Source organism: Mycobacterium sp. NPDC050041, assembly GCF_049541695.1.
Classification (GTDB): Bacteria; Actinomycetota; Actinomycetes; order Mycobacteriales; family Mycobacteriaceae; genus Mycobacterium.
On sequence record NZ_JBMVDG010000010.1, the window covers coordinates 21,566 to 46,703 of the forward strand.

A 25,138-nucleotide genomic window follows, 5' to 3' on the forward strand; every position below is an offset into this window, starting at 1 on the left:
GTAAACGGTTTCCGGTTCCGAAGCGCAGCGACCCGCGGCCCGACATTTGCGCGGAATCTCTCGGCGTCACCCGGTCTGACGAAGGATTCCATTGTCGGAATGTTAATTCGTTGCGGAATCGCTTGCGAAGGTCGCCAGTATCGGCCATGGTTTATACGGCTGCGGGGGGCTGCATCGAGGAGGACTGCGTTCTGACCGGCACACACACCACCGCCGTCGACAAGATCACCGGCACCCCCGGCGGATCCGCCGCAACGGGCCCCGTGATCGAGATCGACCACGTCACGAAGCGCTTCGCCGATTACGTGGCGGTGGCCGACGCCGACTTCTCGATCGGTTCGGGTGAGTTCTTCTCCATGCTCGGGCCGTCGGGCTGCGGCAAGACCACCACGCTGCGCATGATCGCCGGGTTCGAGACACCCACATCGGGCGCCATTCGCCTCGAAGGCGCCGACGTGTCCCGGGTCCCGCCGCACAAACGCAACGTCAACACCGTCTTCCAGCACTACGCGCTGTTCCCGCACATGTCGGTGTGGGACAACGTGGCCTACGGTCCGCGCAGCAGGAAGAAGGACAAGCCCGAGATCAAACGACGCGTCGACGAGCTGCTCGAGATCGTCCGCCTGACCGACTTCGCCAAGCGCAGGCCGGGTCAGCTCTCAGGCGGTCAGCAGCAGCGGGTGGCGCTGGCGCGGGCACTGGTGAACTACCCCAGCGCGCTGCTGCTCGACGAACCGCTGGGCGCCCTCGACCTCAAGTTGCGCCAGATCATGCAGTTCGAGCTCAAACGGATCCAGCGCGAGGTCGGCATCACGTTCATCTACGTGACGCACGACCAGGAGGAGGCGCTGACGATGAGCGACCGGATCGCGGTGATGAACGCGGGCAACGTCGAGCAGATCGGCACACCGAACGAGATCTACGAGCGACCCGCCACCGTGTTCGTCGCGAGCTTCATCGGCCAGGCGAATCTCTGGCCGGGACGCCAGACCAGTCGGAGCGACGGTGGCCTGGTCGACGTGGAGGTGCTGGGCAGCACGCTGCGGGCCCGCGCCGGCGAGACCACCATCGAGGCAGGCGGCCACGCGACGATGATGATCCGCCCCGAGCGGGTCAGGGTCGCGATGGAACAGCCCGCCGCGCAGTTCGCGGCCGTCCGAGCGAAGGTGGCCGACCTGACCTTCCAGGGGCCGGTGGTGCGGCTCTCGCTGGCCGCCGCCGACGGCTCGGCCATCGTCGCGCACGTCGGGCCCGAGCAGGAACTGCCGCTGCTGCGCCCGGGCGACGAGGTGTTCGCCTACTGGGCGCCGGAAGCGTCGCTGGTGCTGCCCGCCGCGGACATCCCCACCACGGAGGACCTCGAGGAGATGCTCGACGATTCCTGATCGTCGAGCCATCCGGTCCGCTCCCCTCACCCATCACGAAAGGCACACCCGCCATGCGCTCCAAGAACTCCGCCGACATCGACCCCGCATTGCTCGCCCGGCTGACCGCGGCCCGGACCTCCCGCCGACGCTTCATCGGCGGCGGCGCCGCGGCGGCGGCGGCCCTGGCGCTGGGTCCCACCGTGCTGGCCGCCTGCGGGTCCGACAGCGGCGGCGGGTCGTCGTCGGCGACCGCCACCGACGACGGTGCACCGGCCAGCGGCAATCTGCGGATCTCGAACTGGCCGCTGTACATGGCCGACGGCTTCATCGCCGCTTTCCAGACGGCGACCGGCCTGACCGTGGATTACAAAGAGGACTACAACGACAACGAGGAGTGGTTCGCCAAGGTCAAGGAGCCGCTGTCGCGCGGCCAGGACATCGGTGCGGACCTCGTGGTGCCGACGCAGTTCATGGCGGCGCGGCTCAACTCGCTCGGCTGGCTCAACGAGATCAGCGAGTCCCGGTGGACCAACAAGAAGAACCTGTTGCCCGAACTGATGAATTCGCCCGCGGATTCGGGGCGTAAGTTCAGCGCGCCGTACATGTCCTACATGGTCGGCCTGGCCTACAACCGGGCCGCCACGGGCCGCGACATCACGAAGGTCGACGACCTGTGGGACCCCGCGTTCAAGGGCAAGGTGAGCCTGTTCTCCGACACCCAGGACGGGTTGGGCATGATCATGCTCTCGCAGGGCAACTCGCCGGAGAACGCGACCTCCCAGACGGTTCAGCAGGCAGTGGACCTGATCCGCGAGCAGAAGGACCGCGGCCAGATCCGCCGGTTCACCGGCAACGACTACTCCGACGACCTCGCGGCAGGCAATCTCGTGATCGCGCAGGCCTATTCGGGTGACGTCGTGCAGCTGCAGAAGGACAATCCCGACCTGCAGTTCATCGTGCCCGAATCCGGCGGCCTGACCTCCATCGACACCATGGTCATCCCCAACTCGACGAAGAACAAGACCGCCGCCGAGGAGTGGATCAACTACGTCTACGACCGGGCGAACTACGCGAAGCTGATCGCCTTCACCCAGTACGTGCCGGTGCTCTCGGACATGGACGCCGAACTCGACAAGCTCGATCCGGCGCTGGCGAAGAACGAGCTGATCAACCCGCCGCAGGCCACCCGCGACAAGCTGAAGACCTGGCCGGCGCTGACCGACGAACAGACCCAGGAGTTCAACGCCGCCTACGCCGCGGTCACCGGCGCCTGACCCATGGCAGGCACCGCCACCAGCAGTCGACGGCGCAGCTGGATAGCGCCGTATCTGATGATCCTGCCCGCGCTGGCGTACCTGGCGATCTTCTTCGTCGTGCCGCTGGTCTCGCTGGCGCGCACGTCGCTGTCGTCGTCGGGCGGGTCGGTGTTCCTGCCGACGCTGACGTTCTCCTGGAACTTCGGCAACTACGCCGACGCGTTCAGTCGCTACCACGACCAGATCCTGCGGTCCTTCGGTTACGCGCTGACCGCGACGGTGGTGTGCCTGCTGCTGGCGTTCCCGCTGGCGTATGTGATCGCCTTCAAGGCGGGCCGGTTCAAGAACCTGATCCTGGGTCTGGTGATCCTGCCGTTCTTCGTGACGTTCCTGATCCGGACCATCGCGTGGAAGACGATCCTGGCCGACGACGGCTGGGTGGTCTCCGCACTGGGCACCGTCGGGCTGCTGCCGAGCGACGGCCGGCTGCTGTCCACCAGCTGGGCGGTGATCGGCGGGCTGATCTACAACTGGATCATCTTCATGATCCTGCCGCTCTACGTCAGCCTGGAGAAGATCGACCCGAGGCTGGTGGAGGCGTCCAAGGACCTGTACTCGTCGAACACCCGCAGCTTCACCAAGGTGATCCTGCCGCTCGCCCTGCCGGGTGTGCTGGCCGGCAGCCTGCTCGTGTTCATCCCCGCCGCAGGCGATTTCATCAACGCCGAGTACCTCGGCAGCACCCAGACCACGATGATCGGCAACGTGATCCAGCAACAATTCCTGGTCGTCAAGGACTATCCGGCCGCCGCGGCGCTGAGCCTGGTGCTGATGTCGATCATCCTGGCCGGCGTCCTGCTCTACACCCGCGCGCTGGGCACGGAGGACCTGGTATGACGACGCAGGCGGGCGCCGCCGTGGCCGCAGCGGCTCAGGAGGCCGGGCACCCGGCGAAGACCATCAAGGGCAGCCCGAAGTGGGGTGACTGGGCGCTGCGGATCGTGGCCGGTCTGGTGCTGGTCTACCTGTTCATCCCGATCTTCGTGATCGTGCTGTTCTCGTTCAACGACCCGAAGGGCAAGTTCAACTACAGCTGGCAGGGGTTCACGCTCGACAACTGGCGCGATCCCTTCAAGTATCCGGCGCTCACCGAGGCGATGAAGCTCAGCCTCAATGTGGCCGCGGTGTCGACGGCGGTCGCACTGGTGCTGGGCATGCTGGTGGCGATCGCGCTGGTGCGCCAGCGGTTTCGCGGTCAGCGGGCGGTCGACACGTTCCTGATCCTGCCGTTGACGGCGCCCGAGGTGGTGATGGGTGCGTCTCTGCTCGTGCTGTTCCTCGACCTGGGCTGGGCGACGGGCTATGTCACGATCCTGTTGGCGCACATCGCGTTCGAGGTCAGCTTCATCGCGATGACGGTGCGGGCCAGGATGCGCGGGTTCGACTGGACGCTGGAAGACGCGTCGATGGATCTGGGCGCGGGTCCGGCCAGGACGTTCTTCAAGGTGACCCTGCCGCTGATCGTTCCGGGAATCATCGCCGCGGCGATGCTGTCGTTCGCGCTGTCGCTCGACGACTTCATCATCACCTACTTCGTGAGTGGCTCGTCGGTCACCTACCCGCTGTATGTGAACGCCGCCGTGAAGGCGGCGGTACCACCGCAGATCAACGTGCTGGCCACCGCGATCCTGGTGGTCAGCCTGATCCTGCTTGCGGTGGGAACGCTTTACCGGCGCAAGCGAATCGACGGCTGAGGCGCGTCGTCCTGGTTTCGCCGCCGGGGCAACGGGGCATCCGGCCCTGCGACAACGCTCTTTCGAGGGGAGACGCCGTGCCCGCGCCATTGCTGTCCGAGGACGCCACCGCGATGCTCTCCAAACCCAATCCGGCCGTCATCAGCACGGTCAGGCGGGACGGGCAACCGGTGTCCGCTGCCACCTGGTACCTCCTGCGCGACGGTCGCGTGCTGGTGAACATGGACGCGGGCCGCAAGCGGCTCGAGCACATCCGCCACGACCCGCGGGTGTCACTCACGGTGCTGGACGGCGAGGACTGGTACACCCACGTCACCCTCATCGGCCGGATCGTCGACATCTATGCGGACGACGGCCTCGTCGACATCGACGCCCTGTCCCGGCACTACACCGGTGAGCAGTACGCACGGCGAGACCGCCCGCGGGTCAGCGCACTGCTCGAGATCGAGCGTGTGCACGGCTGGGGTGCGCACAAGAACACCAGCCAGCCCGACGGCCGGGGCTGACACCGGGCTGGGCAGAACCAGCCGTCGTCGCCGCACGGCGGCTGTATCAGGGCTGTCAGCCGTCGAGCGTCACCGCCACCGAGACCTCACCGCGGTCGTCGCGATGCGCCACGGCGTGCCCCGTCCGGTCGCGGCCCTCGAAGTCCAGCAGGGTGATCGGCGCGCCGTCGTCGAGGAAATTGCGCCACCAGTTCTTCTTGTCGGGGGCCACGATGCCGATGACGATCGTGTCGCCGCGGCGGCGGTAACCCACCGGCGTCTCGAACGTGGTACCCGAACGCCGTCCCACATACCGGATCACGACCAGGCCGCGGCCGACCAGCCGGCCCACGAGGGGCAGGTTCAGCAGTCGCACCACACCGGCATTCACGACACCCACGAGCGGCGAGTCGAAAATCCCCCGCGCCATCGCCACCTCCCTGATGCTCCGACGAGCGTAGCCCTCAGCCGACCTCGGCGGGTACCGGCGCCGACCGGGCACCCGCACGCGCGGCGCCCGCGCCGGCCGCCACCACGAAACAGATGCCGGCCACCGCCGAGGCCTCGGGGATCTGGTGCAGGATCGCCCATCCGATGACGAGCGCGAAGGCCGGTTCGAGGCTCATCAGCGTGCCGAAGGCGGCGGTGGTGAGCCGGCGCAGCGCAACTAGTTCCAGCGCGAACGGAACCACCGGCAGCAGCACGGCCAGTCCGAGGCCGACCAGCAGGAGTTCCGGAGTGAGCCGGTCGAACACGTCGGGACCGACGACGGCAGTCGCGACCAGCGCCGCCACCGGCATCGAAACCGAAAGACCCCCGATTCCGGCGACCTGGTCGCCGACCCGCTGGGTCAGCAGGATGTAGCCCGCCCAGCAGCACCCGGCGGCCAGCGCGTACATCACGCCGACCGGGTCGACGGTGCCCGACCACGGCTCGGTCATCAGCAGCACCCCGGCCGCCGCCAGGGTGGGCCACAGGATGCGCCCACGGCCGCGGCCGTGGGTGACCGCCACGGCGAGCGGGCCGAGGAACTCCAGTGCGCTGGCCGTTCCCATCGGAATCCGCTCCAGCGCAGCCATGTACAGCAGGGTGATGCCTGCGGTGACGACGCCGAGGCCGACACAGGTGGCGAACGTCCGGCGGGTGAACCGCGCGGCGCGCGGGCGCAGCACGACCAGGAACAGCAGGCCGGCCCAGCTGAGCCGTAACCAGGCGGCGCCGTCGGCGCCGATCCGGTCGATCAGCGCGACGGCGACCGCCACGCCGAGTTGCACCGACAGCATGGCCGCCACGGCCATGAACGCCCCGGTGCGGACGTGACTGCTCGACATTCCTGCATTGAACGGGAGTCAGACCGTTCGCGTCCACGCGATTTCGACGGACACAATGTTCATGTTCTGCGAACGGTCGTTGTGGCAGTCATGCGACGAGGCGAATGGCACCGTCTCGCAGCCGGACCGGAACCGTCTGCAAGCCGAACCGGTTGCCGAACAGCCGGAACATCGCCGAGTACGGGCGGAATCCGAAGATGCGGCCCTTCGGTCCCTCCACCATCCGGCCGCTCGTGACGTCGTATCGTGCGCGGTGCCAGGGGCATTCCAGACAGCCCGACGCGGTGACGCGGCCACGGCCCATGCGGGCGAACTGGTGACGGCAGACGTTGCCGACGGCGAACGGTTCTCCGTCGGGCGTGACGCCGACCGCCAGGACGCCGTGCCGCTCGGTTCTCACCTCCCGGACGCCGCGCTCGCCGAGCTGGTCGACTTGGATGAGCACGTCACCCTGTGCCGGGACGGGATTGTCGTGGGTGACTGGCGGCAGCATGCTGCCGGTGTCGACGCCGCGCTCGTGCGGGTCGTTGCGAAGGCGGACCATGCCCTAACCGTGCCCAGGATGTGGGCCGTCAAACGCGGCCTGCCGGTCAGCTCTGCGCGGCGTACCGCTGGGCGAGATTCCGCAGGGTCGACGCGATGCCTTCGGCGTTCCTGCGGTGCATGCCGAACATCGTGATCAGCAGCGGCGCCTTGGCGGTCGAGTAGTCGAACGTCTCGGTGACCTCGGTGGAGTCGGCCGCCACCTGGGTGAGCTCCCAGCGCCAGCGGTGCCCGAGCGGATGCTGCCACTCGATGACCCGATCGTCCTGAGCGACGGTGACGGTGGACGTGATCGTGTACGGCACGCCGTACTGCTTCATGCCGACGGTGAACGTGTCACCGGGCGCCACGCGATGCGGTCCGGTGATCGGCACGTCGCGGATCGTGCCCGAGCCGTCGAGCTCGGGGTGGCGGTGCGGGTCGGCCAGCAGCGCGTAGATCTCGGCCGCAGGGGCGTTCACCCGCACACGCCGGGAGACTTTCTGGGTGCCGGTGTCGAGTGCCTCGACGGTGGAAGTGACCATGGATTTCGGCTACCCCGTCGCCCCCGAACGGCAAACGCCGGACGGTCAGGACGACGGAGCCGCCGGTTCGTATCCGCAGATGGCCTCGACCTTGTCGGCCGATGCGCTGCCGGGGTCGAACTCGTAGCCGAGCCATTCCCGCGCCAGTCGCCGGGCGAGTTCCAGGCCCACGACGCGCTGTCCGAAGCAGAGCACCTGGGCGTTGTTGGACAGCACCGACCGCTCGACGGAGAAGCTGTCGTGCGCGGTGACGGCGCGGATGCCGGGCACCTTGTTGGCGCTGATCGCCACGCCGAGGCCGGTACCGCACACCAGCAGCGCGCGGTCGGCCTTGCCCTCGGCCACCAGGCGTGCGGCGGCCACCGCGATGTGCGGGTATGCCGTGTTCTCGTCGGTGCCCACGCCGATGTCGGTGACCTCGGCGACGCGGTCGTCGGCCTTCAGGTCGCCCTTGAGCGCTTCCTTGTACTCGTAGCCGGCGTCGTCGGAACCCACCACGATGCGAAGTCCGTCGGTCATTTCTTGTCTCCTCCTGCGGTCGCCGTGAGGCAGCCCGCGACGGTGCGTGCGCACATCGCCAGTGACGTGGCGCCGGCATCTGGTGTTCCGACACTGCGCTCGGCGAGCGGCCGGGCACGGCCGACCTTGGGCCGCATCTCGGCGGTGGCGCGGGCCGCGTCGGTGGCGGTCTCGGCCGCCGATGTCCAAGCCCGTTGCCAGGATTCGCCGTCGGCGGTCCGGCGCTCGAGTTCCTCGACGAACGGCAGCAGCGCGTCGAGCATGGTCTTGTCCCCCGGCGCCGCGCCGCCGAGTTCGATCAGCGCGTCGTAGCCGTCGCGCACGCCCGCGGCCACGGTGGTGGAGTCCGGGCGGCCGGTGTCGCCGAGGCGTCCGCCGATGGCGCTGAGCAGTGCGCCCCACAGCACGCCGGAGGTGCCGCCTGCCTTGGCCGCCCACTCCCTGCCCGCCGCGGTCAGTACGGAGCCCTGGCCTGCGCCGTCGTCCACGGCGCGGGTGGCGGCGGCACGGGCGGCCGACGACCCCTTCACCATGCCGCGGCCGTGGTCGCCGTCGCCTGCGACCGCGTCGATGCGGCCGAGCTCGTCCTCCGCGTCGGCCAGCATTGCGGCCATCGCCTCCAGAGCCTTCGCCACCAGCAGTCCGCCGGCCCGGCTGTCCTCGTCGGACAGCTCGGCCGGCCGCGGTGCGTCGGGTGCGGATCCGGTGTCGGATTCCGAGCGCCGCGGACCCTGCCCGGCGACCGGCACCGCGCCCTTGCGGTAGGCCGGGGTGTCCGCGGGGGCGGTCCAGTACCGCTCGAGCGTCTCGTCGAGCCACATCACGGTCAGCGAGCAGCCCGCCATGTCGAGGCTGGTGACGAGTTCGCCCACCTCGGGATCGACGACCGTGTAGCCCCGCTCGCGCAGCAGCCGTGCCGCCTCGCCCCACACCACGAACAGCTCTTCGTACTTGGTGCGGCCGAGTCCGTTGAGGATCACCGCGATGCGCTCCCCGGACTGGTCCGGCTTCTCCGCCAGCACGCCGTCGACGAGGGTGGCGGCCAGGTCCGCCGCGGTCGGCATCGACTCCTCGGCCACTCCGGGTTCGCCGTGGATGCCCAGGCCGACGCCCATCGTGCCCTCGGGCACGGTGAACAGCGGGTGATCGGCGCCCGGCAGGGTGCAGCCGTCGAACGCCACCCCGAGGGTGCGGGTGGCGGCGTTCGCGGCTTCCGCGACCGCGACCACACCCGCCAGGTCGAGACCCTCCTCGGCGGCGGCGCTCGCGCACTTGAAGACGGTGAAATCGCCTGCGATGCCACGTCTCTTGGATTCTTCGCCCTTCGGAGCGCTGGCGACGTCGTCGGTCACGGCGAAGTAGTGCGCGTCGATGCCCTCGCCGCGCAGCTGTGTCACCGCCAGGCCGAAGTTCATCACGTCGCCCGCGTAGTTCCCGGTGGTGAGCAACACACCCGCGTCGCCGTGCGCGGCGCGCGCCACCGACGCCGCCTCCTCGGCCGACGGGGAGGTGAAGATGTTGCCGACCACCGCGCCGTCGGCGAAACCGGTTCCCACCGTGCCGCAGAACGCCGGGTAGTGGCCGGATCCGCCGCCGATGACGACGGCGACCTTCCCGGACCGGGTCTCCTGGGCGCGCACCACTCCGCCGGGCACGCCGACGACGTAGCGGGCGTTGGCGTCGAGGAACCCGGCGAGCATGTCCTCGGTGAACCGCGCCGGGTCGTTGAAGAGCTTGGTCATCGCAACCGATCTCCGGACTCGGCGTCGAACAGGTAGACCCGCTCGGGCGGCGCGGTGACGGTCACCTGCTGCTCGGGCTCATAGCTCTCCGCGGCCGGTGTCTGCACCACGATGCCCTCCTCCATCCCGGCGACGGTGCTGGTGGCCAGGCCGAACTCGAGCAGGTGCTCGAAGTACGCGATCGTGGCGGCCACGCCGCGGGACGGGTCGGCGGCGATCGCACAGTCCTGCGGGCGGACGCCGACACTGACCTTCGTGCCGTCGGCGACGCCGGTCACGGTGGTGTCCAGAGCGCCTGCGTCCCTGCCGATCTCGACATGCACGCGGCCGTTCACCGTGCGGGCGGTACCGCGCAGCACGTTGATCTGCGGTTCGCCGACGAACTGCGCGACGAACAGGTTCGCCGGGTCGTCGAACACCTCGTCCGGGGTGCCGAACTGCTGGACCACGCCGGCGTCCATCACCGCGAGGCGGTCGGCCAGCGACAGCGCTTCGACCTGATCGTGGGTGACGACGATGGTGGTGTAGCCGAACTCGCGCTGCAGCACCTTCAGTTCACGCCGCACCCGCTGGCGCGCCGAGGCGTCGAGGTGGCTGAGCGGTTCGTCGAGCAGCAGCACCGGCGGGTTGCGGACCAGCGCGCGCGCCAACGCCACCCGCTGCTTCTGACCGCTGGACAGCCCCGCCGGCCGCAGGTTCATCATCTCGCGCATCTCGAGCCGCTCACTGATGGAGTCGACCATCTGCTCGGCACCCTTGACCTTGCGTGCCTTCAGGCCGTAGAGCAGGTTGTCGCGCACCGACATCGGTGGGTACAGCGCGTAACTCTCGAATCCGACCCCGATACCGCGCTTGGCGGCGGGCAGCCCGGAGATCTCCCGCTCACCGATCTTGATGGACCCGCTGGTGACGGTCTCCAGTCCGGCGATCATCCGCAGGGTTGTCGTCTTGCCGCAGCCCGAGGGGCCGAGCAGCGCGATCAGCTCACCGGCAGCGATGTCGAGGTTGATGCCCTTGACCGCCTGGAAACTCTCGCGTCCCCGCGCCATGTACGTCTTGACCAGGTCGGTGAGGGTGAGGCTCTGTGCGGTGGTGGTCTTCGGGTCGACCGTCGTGGTCGTCACTTCATCGCCTCCAGCATCTTGTCGGCGCCGAGCCGCGGGGTGTCGCCGTCGCCGGCGGAGAACACGTGGATGTCGCCGTCCGCGACCGACATGGTGATCTCGGCGCCCTCGTCGACGCCCTCGCGGCCGGACGCCAGCACGATCAACGGCACTCCCCCGACCTCGACGGTCAGCTCCACGTTGCGGCCGAGGCGCTCGGCGAGCGACACCCTGCCGCGCAGCATCCCCGCACCGGGGGTGACGTGGATGTCACAGGGTCGCAAGCCGACTCGGACGCGGTCACCCCGGTCGACGGTCGTGCCTGCGGGCACCGGCACGTCGAACGAGCCGTCACCGAGCCGGATCCGGCCGTCGTCGACGACGCCGTCGAGGAGGTTGACCTCCGGTTGGCCCAGCGCCTTGGCGACGAAGGTGTCCGCCGGTCGCCGCCAGATCTCCTCCGGGGTGCCGATCTGGACGAGGGTCCCGTCGCGCATCACCGCGATGCGATCGCCCAGCGCGAGCGCCTCCTGGTAGTCGTGGGTGACGTAGAGCGTGGTGGTGTTCGACATCGCGCCCAGTTGTTTGAGCTCGGCCCGCATCGAGGCGCGCAGCTTCGCGTCGAGGTGGCTGAGCGGTTCGTCGAGCAGGTAGATGTCGGCCGGCCGCACCAGCACCCGGCCCAGGGCGACACGCTGACGCTGGCCGTTGGACAGCTCGCGCGGGAACCGCTTCAGCAGGTGGTTGATCCCCAGCGTGGTGGTGACCTGGTCGATCCGCTCGGTGCGCTGCGCCTCGCTGTAGCGGCCCGTGCGGCCCGATTTCAGCGGCGAGGCGAGGTTCTCGCTGACCGTCTTCTGCGGGTACAGCGCGTAGCTCTCGAAGGCCATCGCGACGTTGCGGTGATACGGCTCGACCCGGGTGACGTCCCGGCCACCGATCGCCACCGACCCGTCGTCGATGTCGACGAGGCCGGCGATCGACTTCAGCGTCGTGGTCTTGCCCGCGCCGCTCGGCCCGAGGATGACGAAGAACTCGCCGTCCTCGATGTCGACGGATATCCCGTTGACCGCGTGGGTTTTCCCGAACGACTTGTGCAGATCGACAACCGATACCGTGGCCATCAGGCTTTCACCGCCCCGAACGACAGGCCCCGGACCAGGTAGCGCTGAATGGTCAGCGCCAGGATGAGGGGCGGGAGAGCCGCGATGATCGCCGCCGCGGCCGTGAGGTTGTAGTACGCCTGGCCGCCGCCGCCGAGGAACTTCGTGATCGCCACGGTGACGGTGCCTGCATTGCTGTCGGCCAGGATGAGCGGGAACACGTAGTTGTTCCAGGCGAAGATGAACGCCAGCAGCGCCGCGGCGGCGATCCCCGGCCGCACGATCGGCAACGCGACCATCATGAAGGCGCGCCTGCGGGTGTAGCCGTCGAGCAGCGCCGCCTGCTCGAGATCCTCGGGCAGATCCTGGAAGTAGGACCGCAGGATCCACACCACCAGCGGCATGGTGACCAGTTGCAGCACCCAGATCATGCCGACCTTGGTGTCGAACAGCCCGATCTGGTTGTAGATCACGAACAGCGGCACGATCACCATCAACTCCGGCGCGAAGCGGAACGACAGCATCTGGAACATCAGGTCGTTGGAACCCCGGTACTGCCAGCGACCGGCGGCGTAGGCGGCCGGGATTCCGATGACCAGTGAGACGAGCACCGCGCCACCGCAGTTCAGCAGGCTGGTGAGCAGGGACGCCTTGAAGTCGACGCTGGTCATCTGGGTGCCCTTCTCGGACAGCACCGTGGCGAAGTTCGACCACGTCGGGCTGAACGAGAAGTAGGTGGTGGTCTGCTGCTCGGCGTTCTTCAGTGCCAGCATCAGCATCCAGAAGATCGGGAAGAGCGAGAACAGGAACCAGAACACCAGTCCCACGTCGGCAGCCACCGCGCCGATCGAGAGCCGCTTCTGGCCGGGGAGCAGTTCGGCCCGGCTCAATTTCAGTGCCATCTCTCAGGACTCCGCTCCGGCAGCACGACGCTGCGCCTTGCCGAGCACGCTCACCAGGTAGCGCGCGGTGATGAACACGATGATCCAGAGCAGCAGCATGTAGGTGCTGCCGCGGGAGTAGTCGAGGTTGATGATCGAGTCCTCGAACGCGCCGATCTGCAGGGTGCGGGTGGCCACCCCCGGACCGCCCGCCGTGAGCACGTAGATGTGGTCGAACACCTTGAGGTTGTCCATGAACCGGAAGATGACGGCCACCAGGATGTAGGGCCACAGCATTGGCAGCATCAGCTTGCGGAACATGTAGAACCAGTTCGCGCCGTCGACCTCGGACGCCTCGAACGGCTCTCTGGGCAGTGACCGGATGCCCGCCAGCACGAGGATCGCCACGAACGGGGTGAAGATCCAGATGTCGACCAGGATGACCGAGAACAGCGCGTTGCCCGCCGACAGCCAGTCGAAGGTGTTGCCCAGCCCCAGAACATGGTTGAGGATGCCGAACTGCGGGTTGAACATCAGCTTCCAGATGACGCCCGCGATCACCGGGGCGATCATCAGCGGCAGGATCAGCACCTTCTCGAAGATCTTGCCGATGATCGACGACCGGTTGAGCAGCAGCGCCAACCCGACACCGAGCACCGTCTCGATGGCCGTGGCGAGCACCGCGAAGATCGCGGTCACCTGCACGCTGCGCCAGAACACCTGGTCGCCGAGCACCGAGGCGAAGTTCTGGAACCAGACGAAGTGCGGGTCGGGGTTGACCGCGGCGTAGTTGAGGAAGGCGTAGTACGCGCCGACGGCGAACGGGTAGAGGATCCCGATGACGATGACCAGGGCCGGGATCGAGAGCAGGTACGGCCGCAGCCTGCGGCGCCAGGTCGGCACCTCGGGCAGGTCGCGCCCCGGAGCACGCGCCGGCTGCTCCGACGACGTCTCCGGTGCCTTGGGGGTCTGAGTTGTCATGTGCGCCACGGCTCCTAGAGGTTGACCTTGGAGGTGTTGGTCTTGGCGAGGCTGCGCAGCCGGGTGGCCGCGTCGTCGCCGCCGTAGATGTCCTGGAGCGCCACCGCCCAGCTCTGCGTGGTGTCGAAGAACTTCTTCTGCGGGGTGAACTGGATCTTCGACTCCCCGATCACCGTCTCGAACGCCTCGAGGTAGCCGAACTGGTCGGCGGCCACCCGCTTGAAGGTGCTGTCGAACACCGACTTGCGCACCGGATCGGCGTAGGTGCCGCCCTGGACGGCCTTGTTCATCGACTCCTTGCCGGTGGCCCACTGGATGAACAGCCAGGCGGGCAGCTTGTTCCGCGACGCCGAGCTCATCGCCCAGCTCCACGTCCAGAGATTCGTCTTGTAGTTGCCGTCGGGCCCTGCGGGTCCGGCGTACCAGGCGATGTTGCCCGCCTCCTTGCTCGCCCCCGGCTTGTTCTTCGGGTAGGTGGCGCTGTCGGCGTCGAACACCATCATCGCCTTGCCGTCGCCGAGATCGCCGGTGGCGTTGGGGTAGTCGTAGGTGGTCCACGACGTCGGACCCGCCCGGTGCTGCAGGTCTATCCACTTCTCGGTGAAGTCGATGGCCTTGTCGCTGTCCATCTCGGCGACCAGTTCGGACCCGTTGAACGTGTAGTCCACCGCACCCTGGCGGGTGTACTGCGTCATGAAGCCGGGATGGATGGTCGCCCACGACTTGGATCCGCGGGTTGACAGGCCGTACCGGTTCTCCGAGCGGTCGGTGAGGTCGACGGCGAGCTGGATGAAGTCGTCGAGGTTGTCGGGCAGCTTCTTGATGCCCTTCTCGTCGAAGACCCGCTTGTTGTAGGCCACCACGTTGTTCTCGAAACCCCACGGGATCGCCCACTGCCCACCGGTGCCCAGCGGGTTGCCGAGGGTGAAGTCCCACCGGGTCGACGTGCGCAGGCCGTCGAAGATGTCCTCGAAGTCGTACTCCGCGCTGGTGGCCGAGCTGTTCTTCAGCCAGGGATCGAGGTCTTCGATCCAGCCGGGTGGGCCGTACTGCCAGATGAAGTACGCGCCGAGCATGAACGCGTCGTGCTTGCCCGAGCCGCCGGCGAGTTCGGTGTTCAACTTGGTGAAGTAATCGGCTTCGGGCACCAGGTCGACGTTGACGTTGATGCCGGTGAGTTCGGTGAACTCCTGCAGCAGCGGCTGATACGACAGCTGGTAGGGGTGCGGGGTCTGCAGGATGTTGATCGTCGAGCCCGCCGCCTTGCGCCAGTCGAACCCGCCGCTGATCTCCGATGCCCCGTTCGGCGCACCGGCCTTGCCGCCCACGCCGCAGGCCGACAACAGCGGCAGGCTCGCTGCGGCGGCTCCGGCGATGCCCATCGCGGTCAACATGTCCCGCCGCGTCATCCGCGGACCCGAGGGATTGAATCGACTCATGTCTTCGGTCCTTCGCTCGATCAGGCCGGGATCAACGAGACCTTGACGGACTCCTTGCCGCTGGCCACCAGGTCCAGACCCTTCTGGAAATCGGTGAGCGGCAGTTGGTGAGTGCAGATCTGATCCATCGGCAGCACACCGGACTCGATCATCTTGATGGCGGCCGGCCAGCAGTACGGGCCGAGGTGAGCGCCGAGGACGTCGAGTTCCTTGTCGTCGCTGATGATGCTCCAGTCGACGGTGACGTCGCTGCCGAAGACGCCGTACTCGACGTAGCGGCCGAGCTTGCGCAGCAGGTTCAGGCCCTGCGGCACCGCGGAGGTGTGGCCGGTCCCCTCGAGGTAGACGTCCGCGCCGTAGCCGTCGGTGAGGTCCTTCACGATCTGCTCGGCGTCCTGCTCGGCGATGTTGACGGTCAGGTCGGCGCCACAGCGGGTCGCCAGTTCCAGCTTCTCCGGCGCCATGTCGAGCGCGATCACCCGCATCGGGTTCTTGGCGCGTGCGCCGGCGACCATGCCGAGGCCGATCGGGCCGCAGCCGGCGACCACCACGGTGTCCTCGAAGGTGATCTGCGCGCGCTCGACGGCGTGCAGAGCGCACGACAGCGGCTCGGCGAACGCGGCGTGCGCGGGAGCGACGTCGCCGGACACCTTGTGCACCAGCGCTTCCGCGGGATACACCATGTAGCTGGCCATCGCCCCGGGCGTGCGGCGCTTGAAGCCGTAGAGATCGTGCGGCTGACACATGTGGTACTGGCCGCGCTTGCAGAACCGGCACTCCCAGCACGGCACGATCTGCTCGGAGACCACCCGGTCGCCGACCGCGATCCCCCATTGCTGCGCGGCCTCGTCGTCGAGTTCGACCACCCGGCCGACGAATTCGTGTCCCGGGATCACCATGGTCTCGGCCCAGGCCGGCCGGTTCTCGTCACCCCAGAACTTGGCTGCGCCGTGGTAGCACTTCAGGTCGCTGGCACAGATGCCCACCGCCTCGACCCGGATGAGCGCTTCCCCGGGACCGCGCTGCGGCACGGCGACTTCCTCGAGTCGGTAGTCGTGCGGGCCGTGGCACACCACTGCCTGCATCTTCTCGGGAATCTGTGCGGTCATCGCGGCTCCTCGGGATGTGGTTGCAGTCACACTAACCAACCTATGCACATATGTCCAGAACACTTGTTCAAAGAGAATTTGTTCAGGAACAGGTGTTCAAGCTGCGGGTCAATGGCATACTCGGTGCGTGCCCCGGCCCGCACAGCCCGTCAGCCCGGCCGGTGTCGACGGCGCTGCCGCCGACGCCGATGCCGGCCACTTCTCGTCGTCCCTGCTGTACACGGCCGCCAAGCTCTACTACACCGAGGACGCCACCCAGGCGGACGTCGCCGCCCAGCTCGGCACCAGTCGCGCGACGGTGAGTCGCCTTCTGGCCGAAGCCAAACGGCGCGGCATCGTGCGCATCGAGGTCGTCCCACCCGCCGAAGTCGCCACCGGCGATCTGAGTGACCGGCTGATGCGCGCCCTGGCGCTGACGAGGGTGTTCCTCAGCCACCCCCTGCAGAATCCGGGACCGGGGCGGACCATCGTCGACGTGATGGGCGCCGCACTGGCACCCGCCGTCGGGCGTGCCCTCGGCGCGGCGGGCCTGCTGCCGGGCGACGTCCTGCTGGTGTCGTCGGGACGCACCGTCTACGAGGTGGCGCAGTACGAGATGCACGCACTGCCCGGCGTCCTCGTCGCGCCGACAGTGGGCGGCAACGACCAGCCCGAGGAGTGGTACCAGACCAACGAGATCACCCGGCTGGTGGCCAACCGCGTCAACGGCAGGCCGAATTACCTTTTCGCCCCGGCGCTTCCGGGTGCGGACCTGTACCCGTCGCTGCTCAACGACCCGAGCATCCAGCGGGTGCTGCATCTGTGGCCGCAGGCCCGGTGCGCGCTCATGGGCGTCGGGGCGCCACCGCTGATGCGATCGGACATCCCCCGCTTCGTGCCCACCCGCTCGACCTCGCTGCGCGCCGCGGTCGGCGACGTCTGCTCCCGGTTCTACGACCGCGACGGCGAACCGGTCGACTTCGACGGCAGCGACCGGTTGATCGCCGTGGAACTGGATGCGCTGCGCCACATCCCGGTCACCATCGCGGTGGCCGTCGGGCCGGACAAGGTCGAGTCGATCATCGCCGGCGCCCGTGGCGGCTACTTCAATCAACTCGTCACCGATCCGGCGACGGCCGCGGCGATCCTCGACGCCGTCGACCGTGACGCCTGACGGACGCCCGCCCTGGTGAAAGGAATCCCGTGACCACGACCGCCGATGCGCGCTATTCCGGGGTGCTACGCCTGGACGGCAAACGCGCCCTGATCACCGGCGCGACCAAGGGCATCGGCGCCGACATCGCCCGGGCCTTCGCCGCCGCAGGTGCCGATCTGGTGCTCAGCGGACGCGACGAGGGTGAACTCGATGCCGCACGCACCGCACTCGCGGAGCGCTACGGCGCCCAGGTACGCACCGCCGCAGTCGATCTCGCGCACCCGCAGGGACCGGACATGCTCGCTGACGTCGCCGCCGACGCGTTCGGCGGTCTCGACGTGCTCGTCAACAACGCCGGGATCTCGCACCCCCAGCCGGCCGTCGACACCGATCCCGCGCTGTTCGACGCCACCATCGCCGTCAATCTGCGGGCGCCTGCGCTGCTGGCCGCCGCCGTCGGTGCGGCGATGGTCCGGCAGGGCACCGGCGGCGCGATCATCACCGTCGCCTCCGCCGCCGCGCTGGCGCCGCTGCCCGACCACTACGCGTACTGCGCGTCGAAGGCGGGACTCGTCATGGCGACCAAGGTGCTCGCCCGCGAACTCGGCCCGCACGGCATCCGGGCCAACTCGGTGTGCCCCACGGTGGTGCTCACCGAGATGGGGCAGCGGGTGTGGGGCGAGGAGGCCAAGGCGGCTCCGATGCTCGCCCGTATCCCGTTGGGCCGGTTCGCCGTCCCGCACGAGGTCTCCGACGCGGTGGTGTGGCTCGCCTCCGATGCCGCGAGCATGGTCAACGGAGTCGACCTTCCGCTCGACGGCGGCTACACGATGGGCTGACCGCCCTGCTCGGCTGCCGCCAGCCGGTGCACCTGCTCGCGGGTGGCGGGGTACAGCTCCCGCCACGTTTCGTAGAGGTCGTCGTAGCGGGCCCGGTTGGCCGGATCGGGTTCGATCTCCCTGGCGATCCTGGCCCAGTCGGTGCTCGGCGGCACCAGGCCGACGCCGATCGCGGCGAGCAGCGCATCACCGTAACTCGCGCCGATCGCCTGCTCGGGAACCAGCTGCGGGCGGCCGGTGATGTCGGAGAGCGTCTGCGCCCAGACCGGACTCCGCAGGCCACCGCCGACCGCCACCGTGCGCGCCGCCGAATGGGCGTCGTCGAATCGTTCCAAGATCTGCCGGATACCGAACGAGATGCCCTCGTAGGCCGCACGAAACAGGTGACCGCGACCGTGCCTCAGCGTGAGGCCGGCGACCACCCCGCGGGCCTGCGGGTCGAACACCGGCGTGCGCTCTCCGGCGAGGTAGGGCAGGATCAGCAGGCCGTCGCTGCCCGGCGGCACGCTGCGCGCCTCGGCCATCAGATCGTCGAAACTCGCACCGCCGGTGACGTTCTGCAGCCACCCTATGAGGCTGCCCGCCGTCGACGTCCCCGCGGCCAGCGCGAGGGTGCCGGGTTCGACACCGGCTGTGGTCCACAGCGCCGGGTCGCTGTGATAGGTGTCGATGATCTGCACCAGGAACATCGTCGACCCGTACATCAGCATCTGGTCGCCCGGCCGCCGGACCCCGACCGAGAAGGCCTCGGAGTAGGCGTCGACCGTGCCTGCCGCCACAGGTGTGCCCGCGGGCACGCCGGTGGCCTCGGCCGCCGCCGGGGTCACCCGGCCCACCACGTCGCTCGGCCACACCAGCCGCGGCAGCGGCAGATGCCCGCAGATCCGGCGCGCCCATTCGTCGTTCCAGGCGAAGTCCCGGGTGGCGTAGAGCGGATCGCACTGGCTGGCGGTGTGGTGGTCCATGACGTACTCGCCGGTGAGCTTGGCCGCGATGTAGGAGTTCGACCCGTACCAGCCGGTGGCGCGTTCGAAGACCTCCGGCTCGTGCCGGCGGACCCACTCCAGCTTGGGCCCGACGGCCTGGCTCGACAGCAGCGTTCCGGCCCGCTCGAGGATCGCATCCTCGCCGAATTCTGCCGTCAGCGAGGCGATTTCATCGGTGGCGCGGGTGTCGATGCCGTACAGGATCGCGGGGCGCAGCGGCCGCAGGTCGCCGTCGCACAGCACCAGGCACGGTCCGACACCGCTGACGCACATGCCGGCCACCGCGGCGCCGGCGGGCAGTTGCGCCATCAGCGCGGTGCTGATCTGGCAGACCTCGCGCCACCACAGCGCCTCGGCGTCGACCTCGGCCCATCCCGGGCGCGGCAGGCTCATCGCATGGGTGATCGTCTCCGACGCGATCACCGAACCCTCGGCGTCGACCAGCACGCCCTTGGTGCTTCCCGTGCCCATGTCGATTCCGAGCAGCAGATCCACGGTGCCGACCCTACGCGGTGGGCCTGCCCGGGCGTGGGCCGATCAGTGGGTGCGTGCCGGGAACGGATCGTCGGAGAAGTCGATCTGCGCGTCGGGATTGCCGATCGCGGTCACCATCCCCGTGCCGAACGGTCCGAGGTGGTCGAACAGGGTGGCCGTGCCGACCGCGACGCCGTCGTGGGCCCAGTGCGCGTCGGCCTGCACTCCCACCCAGTCGTCGACCGGCAACCGGGCCAGCGCCACGGTGAGGTCGCCGTTGATGTAGCCGATACCGGCGGTGCCGAGATTGGTCACCAGGCTCGCGCCCTCAGCCACCATGGCCGCCAGGACGAACGGCGTGTTCTCCGTCCCCTCGACGACGTCGGCAGTGCGGTTGACGGTGCGCTTGCGGGTGGCGTTCTGGTGGTCGACGATCGCATGGGACCAACCCACCCCGTCGCTGCCGATGTTGATCGGCCGGCCCTCGTCCAGGTCGGCGGGTGGTTCGAAACCGATTGTCGCGGTCCACTCCTCGCCGCGGGGATTCGCGCCGCGCCGATACTGCACCAGCGTCGCGCGGGCCACCGTCAGATCGCCCTGCACGATCTCGCACTCCACGTTGCGCACCCGCCTGCCGTCGCGCACCAGCCGGGTGACGGTCTCGGTCGGCACTCCCCGTGCGGCGCGGAACAGGTCGACGGTGAGCCGGGCCGGCATGAACTCCGGCGACCCGAAATGGGTCTCGAGTGCACGGGCGGCGAGTCCGACGACGGCCGGCCCGTTGAGATGGTCGGCGCCCCAATGACTTTGCGCGAACCGCGTCGGCTGGAAGCGATCCTTGTCGAGCTGCGTGAAGTGCGCGGGTCGGGTCACCGGGGCATCTTCGCACAGACGCGCATCGTTCATCATCGCCGGACGGTGCTGGACACACGATGCGGCGATCACGGACAATCGAGACTGTGGACACCCGCCGCCTGCACCTGCTGCTGGCGCTGTCGCGGCTCGGCTCGATGCGCGCGGTCGCCGACGCGCACGGCCTGACCACATCGACGGTGTCGCAGCAGTTGGCCGCGCTGGCCCGGGACACCGATACCCGGCTCATCGAGCCCGACGGCCGGCGCGTCCGGCTGACCCCGGCCGGACGGCGGCTGGCCGACCACGCCGTGACGATCCTGGCTGCGGTCGACGCCGCGCGGCTCGACCTCGACCCCGAGGCCGACCCGGCAGGCACGCTGCGCGTCGGCGGGTTCGCCACCGGGATCCGGGTCTCACTGCTGCCGATCCTCGACGAACTCTCCCGCAGCCACCCCCAGGTCGAGGTGGTGATCAGCGAATACGAACCGATCGAGGCGTTCCGCCTGCTCGCCGACGACGACCTCGACCTGGCGCTGACCTACGAGTACGACCTCGCGCCGGCATCACCGGACGCTGTGCTCGAGGCGGTTCCGCTGTGGACCACACCGTGGGGCCTCGGGGTGCCCGAGGACGACCCCAGTGACACCGCCGACCTCCGCGACTTCGCGGATCGCCGCTGGATCGTCAACTCCCGCAACACCGCCGACGAGGACGCTGTCCGCACGCTGGCGTCGCTGGCCGGGTTCACCCCGACGATCGCTCACCAGATCGACAGCCTCGAACTCGTCGAGGACCTGATCAGGACCGGCTACGGTGTCGGACTGCTGCCCGTGCACCGGCCGACGGGGCCCGGCGTGCGGGTGCTGCCGCTGACCGAACCCGCCGTCATGCTCACCGCCTTCGCGGTCACGCGGCGCGGCCGCTCCACCTGGCCGCCGCTGCGGCTGGTGCTCGACCGGTTGCGGCCGCACGGCCATCCGGTGCCCGCCGAATCGTGGCCGAGGCCGGCGGCCCGCCACTGAGCGAATTCGGAGACCCTGTCTCGCAACCGCTTACGTCACTGGCCGAGCGTCAGCGGCTGCGCGGCGCGGTACTGGTCCAGCACGGCAGGGGTGGCGTCGGCGGTGTAGGACGCCGTGATGCCGAAGGACCATTCCGGTGGCTCCCCGCCGGCGGACAGCGTCCACGCCGCCTGCCGCGCGGCGCCGAGCGCCACGTACTCCCCCGGGGTCGGGACGTGGACGGGCCTGCCCCAGATCGCGGGGGCGATCTTGCGCACGGCCCCGGATCGGGCCCCGCCGCCCACCAGGATGATGCGCTCCACCGCCACACCCTGCGCCGCGATCTTGTCGATGCAGTAGGCCATCGACGCCAGCAGGCCCTCGACCGCCGCCCGTGCCATGTTGGCGGAGGTGAGGTTGCGGGTCGTCACCCCCTGCACGGCGCCCGCGGACTCGGGCAGGTTCGGCGAGCGCTCCCCGTCGAGGTAGGGCACCAGGGTCAGGCCCTCGGCCCCGGGCAGCGCCGACAGTGCCAGCCGATCGAGCTCGTCGAAATCCACCCGCAGCATGGCGGCCACCGCGGCCAGCACGGGTGCGCCGTTGAGTGTGCACACCAGGGGCAGCTGACGGCCGGTGGCATCGGCGAATCCGGCGACGATGCCTTCCGCGTCGTGGGGTGCGGTGTGGCCGACCGCGCTGACCACCCCCGACGTTCCCAGCGAGATCACGCAGTCGCCCGGCTGGGCTCCGAGTCCGAACGCGGCGGCGGCGTTGTCCCCCGCTCCGGGCCCGAGCACCGCGCCCGCCGGCGTGCGGCCGGCCTCGTCGTGGGGTCCGAGCACGGTCGGCAGCGACGGACGGCGGCCCCGCGTCGCCAGCTCCAGCAGCCCGTCGTCGTAGGCGTCACGTTCCGCCGAGAAGTATCCGGTGCCGCTGGCATCGCTGCGGTCGGTGCGCAGGTCGGAGATGTCGGTGGAGCCGGACAGCCGCCACGTCAGCCAGTCGTGCGGCAGACACACCGCCGCCGTCGCGTCGGCGTTGGCCGGTTCGTCATCGGCCAGCCAGCGCAATTTCGCCGCGGTGATCGAGGCGACCGGGACGACACCGATCCGGTCGGCCCACGCGGCGCCGCCGCCGAGTTCGCCGACCAGATCCGCGGCGGCCGAGGCGGACCGGGTGTCGTTCCACAGCAATGCATCTCGTACCACCGAACCGTGCCGGTCGAGACAGACCATGCCGTGCTGTTGCGCGCCGACGGCGACGGCGGCGACGTCGTCGAGGCCGCCCGCGGCGCTGACGGTGGCCTGCAGCGCCGACCACCACAGCTGCGGGTCGACCTCGGTGCCCTCGGGATGCGGCGACGACGCCGCGCGCACCACCTCGCCGGTCTCGGCGTCGCAAATCACCAACTTGCAGGACTGCGTCGACGAGTCGAACCCCGCAACGAGCGTCACCGCCACCTCCTCGACTCGGGTCGTCTCGACAGCCTAGTCAGCACCGCCGATGATTCCGGACCGCTGCGCGAGTCGGTATCGGCATGCGAAAACTCGTCATCACCCAGAACGTGACGCTGGACGGATCGATCGAGATGCTCGACGACTGGTTCGATCCTGAGGTCCAGGACGACGAACTGCTCGAAGAGACGCACCGCCAGGACCGGCAGTCCGATGCCCTGCTGCTCGGCCGGCGGACGTTCGAGGATTTCCGGGAGTACTGGCCCGCGCAGTCCGAGGACAGCACCGGCATCACCGACTATCTCAACAAGGTCGCCAAGTATGTGGTGTCGTCGACGATGACGGACCCCGGCTGGGCGAACTCGACCGTGCTGCGCGGAGATCCGGTCGCCGAGGTGGCAGAGCTGAAGTCCCGACCCGGCCGCGACATCGTGGTCACCGGCAGCATCACGCTCACCCATCTGCTCATCGCGGCCGGATCGGTCGACGAGTTCCGGTTGTCGGTCTACCCCGCCGTGCAGGGCCGCGGGCGGCCGCTGTTCCCCGACGGCACTGCGCTCCCGCGGCTCTCGGTGCTCGAGCCGGCACGCACCTTCGCCTCCGGCGTCACATTGCTGAAGTACGGCGCCTGCTGACTTCGCCGAAGCCGGGTGCTCCGATGACCCTGCTGCGAGAATGGCCGGTGTGGACGTCGAGCACCCGGGCGCCGGGCGATGGGATGACGATCGCGACGAGACCGAGGCGCAGCGGCTGGACCGCAACTGGTCGAGCCTGCTGCAGGAGCTGCGCGTGGCGCAGACCGGGGTGCAACTGCTGACGGGCTTCCTGCTCACGCTGCCGTTCCAGGCCCGGTTTCCTCAGCTCGACGCGGTGATGCAGATGGTGTACCTGATCACCGTGGCCTGTTCGGTGGGCGCCACGGTGTTGCTGGTGGCGCCGGTCGGGATGCACCGGTTGCTGTTCCGACGGCACCGGATGCAGGCGCTGGTCTCCGCCTCGCACCGATACGCGATCTGGGGCCTGCTGCTGCTGGGCGCCGCACTCACCGGAGTAGCCGTCGTCATCTTCGACACCGTCGCGGGGCGCACCGGGGCGTGGATCGCCGGTGCCGCCACGTTGCTGGCGTTGAACACCTTCTGGTTCGCGCTGCCGCTGTGGGGACGACGCAAGACCGACACGTCCTATTGAGGCAGATCAGGGTTTGTGAAGCGGATGCCGTGGGAACCCCCGGGCCATGTTGATTCGACGAGTCGCGCGCCCCATGTTGTCTGCCGTTTTCATCGGGCGCGGCGTTGATGCGCTGCGGAGCCCCAAGCCCGCCGCCGACGCCGCCCGACCGACGCTCGACGGCCTGAGCAAGCTGCCGGATCCGGTCGGCCCCAATGTTCCGTCCGACGCCGAGACGGTCGCCAAGGTCACCGCAGCCGTGCAGATCGGCGGCGGCCTGCTGCTGGCGACGGGCAAGCTGCCGCGGTTCGCCTCGGCCGCACTCGCCCTGAGCGTGGTGCCGGGAAGCCTCGGCGCCCACGCGTTCTGGACCGAGACCGAGCCGGGCCGCAAGGCCGACGAGCGTCGCGCGTTCCTCACCGACATCAGCCTCATCGGCGGCCTGATCATCGCCGCCGTCGACACCGAGGGCAGGCCGTCACTGGGCTGGCGGGGCCGCCGCGCTGCACGCAAGGTCTCCGTCGCGGTCACCTCCGCACTTCCGGTGGGTGCGGCCGCGGGCAACTCGCTGACCGACAGCGAACTGGCCGACAAGGTCGGCCACGGCCTGCAGGTCGGCGCCGAGCGCGGTCGCGAGCTGGCACAGATCGCCCGTGAGCGCGGCGCCGAGTTCGCCGAGGTCGCGGGCAAGCGTGGCGCCGAGTGGGCCGATGTGGCCCGGGAGCGCGGCGCCGAGCTCGCCGACGTCGCGAGCAAGCGCGGCGCCGAACTGGCCGACGTCGCGAGCAAGCGCAGCGCCGAACTGGCCGACGTCGCGAGCAAGCGCAGCGCCGAACTCGCCGAGGTGGCGCGGGAACGCGGTTATGACTGGGCCGAGCTCGCACGCGACCGGGCTCCGGAGCTCGCCGACGCGGCCGCCAAGCGCAGTGCGGCCGTCGCCGACGCCGCCCGCTACCGGGCCGAAGACATCGCCGGCGCCACCCGCAAGGAACTGAAGAAGACCCGCAAGGAACTCAACAAGCAGCAGAAGCGCCTGCGCTGACACCGAAATCCGTCACCGCCCGAGCGGCCGTCGCCCCTTCCCGGCGCC

At 69.2% G+C, this 25,138-nt stretch carries 26 protein-coding genes; 11 read left to right on the forward strand and 15 right to left on the reverse strand.

Annotated features, from left to right (window positions below):
* Positions 1–263: 263 nt before the first annotated feature.
* The 5 genes from ACPCHZ_RS24550 (at position 264) to ACPCHZ_RS24570 (ending at position 4,883) form a co-directional block, all read left to right on the forward strand.
* Positions 264–1,385, forward strand: a complete 1,122-nt coding sequence (locus tag ACPCHZ_RS24550; protein WP_423487280.1) for an ABC transporter ATP-binding protein — start codon at positions 264–266, stop codon at positions 1,383–1,385.
* A 53-nt stretch (positions 1,386–1,438) separates the two neighbouring features.
* Positions 1,439–2,641, forward strand: coding sequence for a polyamine ABC transporter substrate-binding protein (locus ACPCHZ_RS24555; protein ID WP_423487145.1), 1,203 nt, complete (start codon positions 1,439–1,441; stop codon positions 2,639–2,641).
* 3 nt (positions 2,642–2,644) lie between these two features.
* A complete protein-coding gene (locus tag ACPCHZ_RS24560; RefSeq protein ID WP_364980665.1) occupies positions 2,645–3,520 on the forward strand; it encodes an ABC transporter permease in 876 nt (291 codons plus the stop codon).
* A complete protein-coding gene (locus ACPCHZ_RS24565) occupies positions 3,517–4,377 on the forward strand; it encodes an ABC transporter permease (protein ID WP_423487146.1) in 861 nt (286 codons plus the stop codon). Before ACPCHZ_RS24560 ends, ACPCHZ_RS24565 begins: the two co-directional genes overlap by 4 nt.
* Before the next feature lie 77 nt (positions 4,378–4,454).
* On the forward strand, positions 4,455–4,883 hold the full coding sequence (locus ACPCHZ_RS24570) for a PPOX class F420-dependent oxidoreductase (protein ID WP_423487147.1): 429 nt from the start codon (positions 4,455–4,457) through the stop codon (positions 4,881–4,883).
* 55 nt (positions 4,884–4,938) lie between these two features.
* Here the strand turns inward: ACPCHZ_RS24570 and ACPCHZ_RS24575 are convergent, their stop codons facing one another.
* The 12 genes from ACPCHZ_RS24575 to eltD form a co-directional block, all read right to left on the reverse strand.
* Positions 4,939–5,292 carry a nitroreductase/quinone reductase family protein gene (locus ACPCHZ_RS24575; RefSeq protein ID WP_423487148.1) on the reverse strand — a complete coding sequence of 118 codons (354 nt, stop codon included), beginning with the start codon at positions 5,290–5,292 and terminating at the stop codon, positions 4,939–4,941.
* Between the two features lie 34 nt (positions 5,293–5,326).
* A complete protein-coding gene (locus ACPCHZ_RS24580) occupies positions 5,327–6,193 on the reverse strand; it encodes an EamA family transporter (RefSeq protein WP_423487149.1) in 867 nt (288 codons plus the stop codon).
* 88 nt (positions 6,194–6,281) lie between these two features.
* On the reverse strand, positions 6,282–6,737 hold the full coding sequence (locus ACPCHZ_RS24585; protein WP_423487150.1) for a Rieske (2Fe-2S) protein: 456 nt from the start codon (positions 6,735–6,737) through the stop codon (positions 6,282–6,284).
* 46 nt (positions 6,738–6,783) lie between these two features.
* Complete coding sequence (locus ACPCHZ_RS24590; protein WP_423487151.1) at positions 6,784–7,260, reverse strand: SRPBCC family protein; 477 nt, start codon at positions 7,258–7,260, stop codon at positions 6,784–6,786.
* Between the two features lie 45 nt (positions 7,261–7,305).
* Positions 7,306–7,779, reverse strand: coding sequence for a D-erythrulose 4-phosphate isomerase DerI1 (gene derI1 / locus ACPCHZ_RS24595; protein WP_423487152.1), 474 nt, complete (start codon positions 7,777–7,779; stop codon positions 7,306–7,308).
* Positions 7,776–9,521: a D-erythrulose 4-kinase gene (gene derK, locus ACPCHZ_RS24600; protein WP_423487153.1), complete on the reverse strand. Its 1,746-nt coding sequence runs from the start codon at positions 9,519–9,521 to the stop codon at positions 7,776–7,778. The genes derI1 and derK overlap by 4 nt, the downstream gene beginning before the upstream one ends.
* On the reverse strand, positions 9,518–10,645 hold the full coding sequence (locus tag ACPCHZ_RS24605) for an ABC transporter ATP-binding protein (RefSeq protein WP_423487154.1): 1,128 nt from the start codon (positions 10,643–10,645) through the stop codon (positions 9,518–9,520). The genes derK and ACPCHZ_RS24605 overlap by 4 nt, the downstream gene beginning before the upstream one ends.
* On the reverse strand, positions 10,642–11,748 hold the full coding sequence (locus tag ACPCHZ_RS24610) for an ABC transporter ATP-binding protein (protein WP_423487155.1): 1,107 nt from the start codon (positions 11,746–11,748) through the stop codon (positions 10,642–10,644). The genes ACPCHZ_RS24605 and ACPCHZ_RS24610 overlap by 4 nt, the downstream gene beginning before the upstream one ends.
* A complete protein-coding gene (locus ACPCHZ_RS24615; protein ID WP_364980704.1) occupies positions 11,748–12,629 on the reverse strand; it encodes a carbohydrate ABC transporter permease in 882 nt (293 codons plus the stop codon). The genes ACPCHZ_RS24610 and ACPCHZ_RS24615 overlap by 1 nt, the downstream gene beginning before the upstream one ends.
* A 3-nt stretch (positions 12,630–12,632) precedes the next feature.
* Positions 12,633–13,589, reverse strand: coding sequence for a carbohydrate ABC transporter permease (locus ACPCHZ_RS24620; RefSeq protein WP_423487156.1), 957 nt, complete (start codon positions 13,587–13,589; stop codon positions 12,633–12,635).
* A gap of 14 nt (positions 13,590–13,603) precedes the next feature.
* Positions 13,604–15,028: an extracellular solute-binding protein gene (locus ACPCHZ_RS24625; RefSeq protein ID WP_423487157.1), complete on the reverse strand. Its 1,425-nt coding sequence runs from the start codon at positions 15,026–15,028 to the stop codon at positions 13,604–13,606.
* Between the two features lie 20 nt (positions 15,029–15,048).
* Positions 15,049–16,137 (reverse strand): erythritol/L-threitol dehyrogenase, encoded by a 1,089-nt coding sequence (gene eltD / locus ACPCHZ_RS24630; RefSeq protein WP_423487158.1) that lies wholly within the window; start codon positions 16,135–16,137, stop codon positions 15,049–15,051.
* 127 nt (positions 16,138–16,264) lie between these two features.
* Here eltD and ACPCHZ_RS24635 point away from each other — a divergent pair, with 127 nt between their 5' ends.
* Positions 16,265–17,290: a sugar-binding transcriptional regulator gene (locus ACPCHZ_RS24635; RefSeq protein WP_423487159.1), complete on the forward strand. Its 1,026-nt coding sequence runs from the start codon at positions 16,265–16,267 to the stop codon at positions 17,288–17,290.
* A gap of 29 nt (positions 17,291–17,319) precedes the next feature.
* Positions 17,320–18,111 (forward strand): SDR family NAD(P)-dependent oxidoreductase, encoded by a 792-nt coding sequence (locus ACPCHZ_RS24640; protein ID WP_423487160.1) that lies wholly within the window; start codon positions 17,320–17,322, stop codon positions 18,109–18,111.
* Here the strand turns inward: ACPCHZ_RS24640 and ACPCHZ_RS24645 are convergent.
* On the reverse strand, positions 18,096–19,592 hold the full coding sequence (locus ACPCHZ_RS24645) for an FGGY-family carbohydrate kinase (RefSeq protein ID WP_423487161.1): 1,497 nt from the start codon (positions 19,590–19,592) through the stop codon (positions 18,096–18,098). The two genes, ACPCHZ_RS24640 and ACPCHZ_RS24645, sit on opposite strands and share 16 nt — an antisense overlap.
* Positions 19,593–19,634: 42 nt before the next feature.
* Positions 19,635–20,477, reverse strand: a complete 843-nt coding sequence (locus ACPCHZ_RS24650; RefSeq protein ID WP_423487281.1) for an acyl-CoA thioesterase domain-containing protein — start codon at positions 20,475–20,477, stop codon at positions 19,635–19,637.
* Positions 20,478–20,530: 53 nt separating this feature from the next.
* On the opposite strand from ACPCHZ_RS24650, the gene ACPCHZ_RS24655 reads away from it, so the two are divergent.
* Complete coding sequence (locus ACPCHZ_RS24655) at positions 20,531–21,448, forward strand: LysR family transcriptional regulator (protein ID WP_423487162.1); 918 nt, start codon at positions 20,531–20,533, stop codon at positions 21,446–21,448.
* 35 nt (positions 21,449–21,483) lie between these two features.
* Here the strand turns inward: ACPCHZ_RS24655 and ACPCHZ_RS24660 are convergent, their stop codons facing one another.
* Positions 21,484–22,881: a xylulokinase gene (locus ACPCHZ_RS24660; protein ID WP_423487163.1), complete on the reverse strand. Its 1,398-nt coding sequence runs from the start codon at positions 22,879–22,881 to the stop codon at positions 21,484–21,486.
* Positions 22,882–22,964: 83 nt separating this feature from the next.
* On the opposite strand from ACPCHZ_RS24660, the gene ACPCHZ_RS24665 reads away from it, so the two are divergent.
* From ACPCHZ_RS24665 to ACPCHZ_RS24675, 3 genes are read left to right on the forward strand one after another with little or no spacing between them, the layout of a single operon-like run.
* Positions 22,965–23,516, forward strand: coding sequence for a dihydrofolate reductase family protein (locus tag ACPCHZ_RS24665; RefSeq protein ID WP_423487164.1), 552 nt, complete (start codon positions 22,965–22,967; stop codon positions 23,514–23,516).
* Between the two features lie 49 nt (positions 23,517–23,565).
* Positions 23,566–24,069 carry a DUF6328 family protein gene (locus ACPCHZ_RS24670; RefSeq protein WP_423487165.1) on the forward strand — a complete coding sequence of 168 codons (504 nt, stop codon included), beginning with the start codon at positions 23,566–23,568 and terminating at the stop codon, positions 24,067–24,069.
* A gap of 46 nt (positions 24,070–24,115) precedes the next feature.
* Positions 24,116–25,090, forward strand: coding sequence for a DoxX family protein (locus ACPCHZ_RS24675; RefSeq protein ID WP_423487166.1), 975 nt, complete (start codon positions 24,116–24,118; stop codon positions 25,088–25,090).
* The last annotated feature ends 48 nt before the right edge of the window (positions 25,091–25,138 follow it).

What these genes read in the sequence shown, in the direction of transcription:
- ACPCHZ_RS24675 (WP_423487166.1), top strand. Translation starts at nt 24,116, where the DNA reads ATGTTGATTCGACGAGTCGCGCGCCCCATGTTGTCTGCCGTTTTCATC.
- ACPCHZ_RS24620 (WP_423487156.1), bottom strand. Translation starts at nt 13,589, where the DNA reads ATGACAACTCAGACCCCCAAGGCACCGGAGACGTCGTCGGAGCAGCCG.
- ACPCHZ_RS24615 (WP_364980704.1), bottom strand. Translation starts at nt 12,629, where the DNA reads ATGGCACTGAAATTGAGCCGGGCCGAACTGCTCCCCGGCCAGAAGCGG.
- eltD (WP_423487158.1), bottom strand. Translation starts at nt 16,137, where the DNA reads ATGACCGCACAGATTCCCGAGAAGATGCAGGCAGTGGTGTGCCACGGC.
- ACPCHZ_RS24565 (WP_423487146.1), top strand. Translation starts at nt 3,517, where the DNA reads ATGACGACGCAGGCGGGCGCCGCCGTGGCCGCAGCGGCTCAGGAGGCC.
- ACPCHZ_RS24625 (WP_423487157.1), bottom strand. Translation starts at nt 15,028, where the DNA reads ATGAGTCGATTCAATCCCTCGGGTCCGCGGATGACGCGGCGGGACATG.
- ACPCHZ_RS24665 (WP_423487164.1), top strand. Translation starts at nt 22,965, where the DNA reads ATGCGAAAACTCGTCATCACCCAGAACGTGACGCTGGACGGATCGATC.
- ACPCHZ_RS24560 (WP_364980665.1), top strand. Translation starts at nt 2,645, where the DNA reads ATGGCAGGCACCGCCACCAGCAGTCGACGGCGCAGCTGGATAGCGCCG.
- ACPCHZ_RS24575 (WP_423487148.1), bottom strand. Translation starts at nt 5,292, where the DNA reads ATGGCGCGGGGGATTTTCGACTCGCCGCTCGTGGGTGTCGTGAATGCC.
- ACPCHZ_RS24555 (WP_423487145.1), top strand. Translation starts at nt 1,439, where the DNA reads ATGCGCTCCAAGAACTCCGCCGACATCGACCCCGCATTGCTCGCCCGG.
- derI1 (WP_423487152.1), bottom strand. Translation starts at nt 7,779, where the DNA reads ATGACCGACGGACTTCGCATCGTGGTGGGTTCCGACGACGCCGGCTAC.
- ACPCHZ_RS24650 (WP_423487281.1), bottom strand. Translation starts at nt 20,477, where the DNA reads ATGAACGATGCGCGTCTGTGCGAAGATGCCCCGGTGACCCGACCCGCG.
- ACPCHZ_RS24590 (WP_423487151.1), bottom strand. Translation starts at nt 7,260, where the DNA reads ATGGTCACTTCCACCGTCGAGGCACTCGACACCGGCACCCAGAAAGTC.
- ACPCHZ_RS24610 (WP_423487155.1), bottom strand. Translation starts at nt 11,748, where the DNA reads ATGGCCACGGTATCGGTTGTCGATCTGCACAAGTCGTTCGGGAAAACC.
- ACPCHZ_RS24585 (WP_423487150.1), bottom strand. Translation starts at nt 6,737, where the DNA reads ATGGTCCGCCTTCGCAACGACCCGCACGAGCGCGGCGTCGACACCGGC.
- derK (WP_423487153.1), bottom strand. Translation starts at nt 9,521, where the DNA reads ATGACCAAGCTCTTCAACGACCCGGCGCGGTTCACCGAGGACATGCTC.
- ACPCHZ_RS24580 (WP_423487149.1), bottom strand. Translation starts at nt 6,193, where the DNA reads ATGTCGAGCAGTCACGTCCGCACCGGGGCGTTCATGGCCGTGGCGGCC.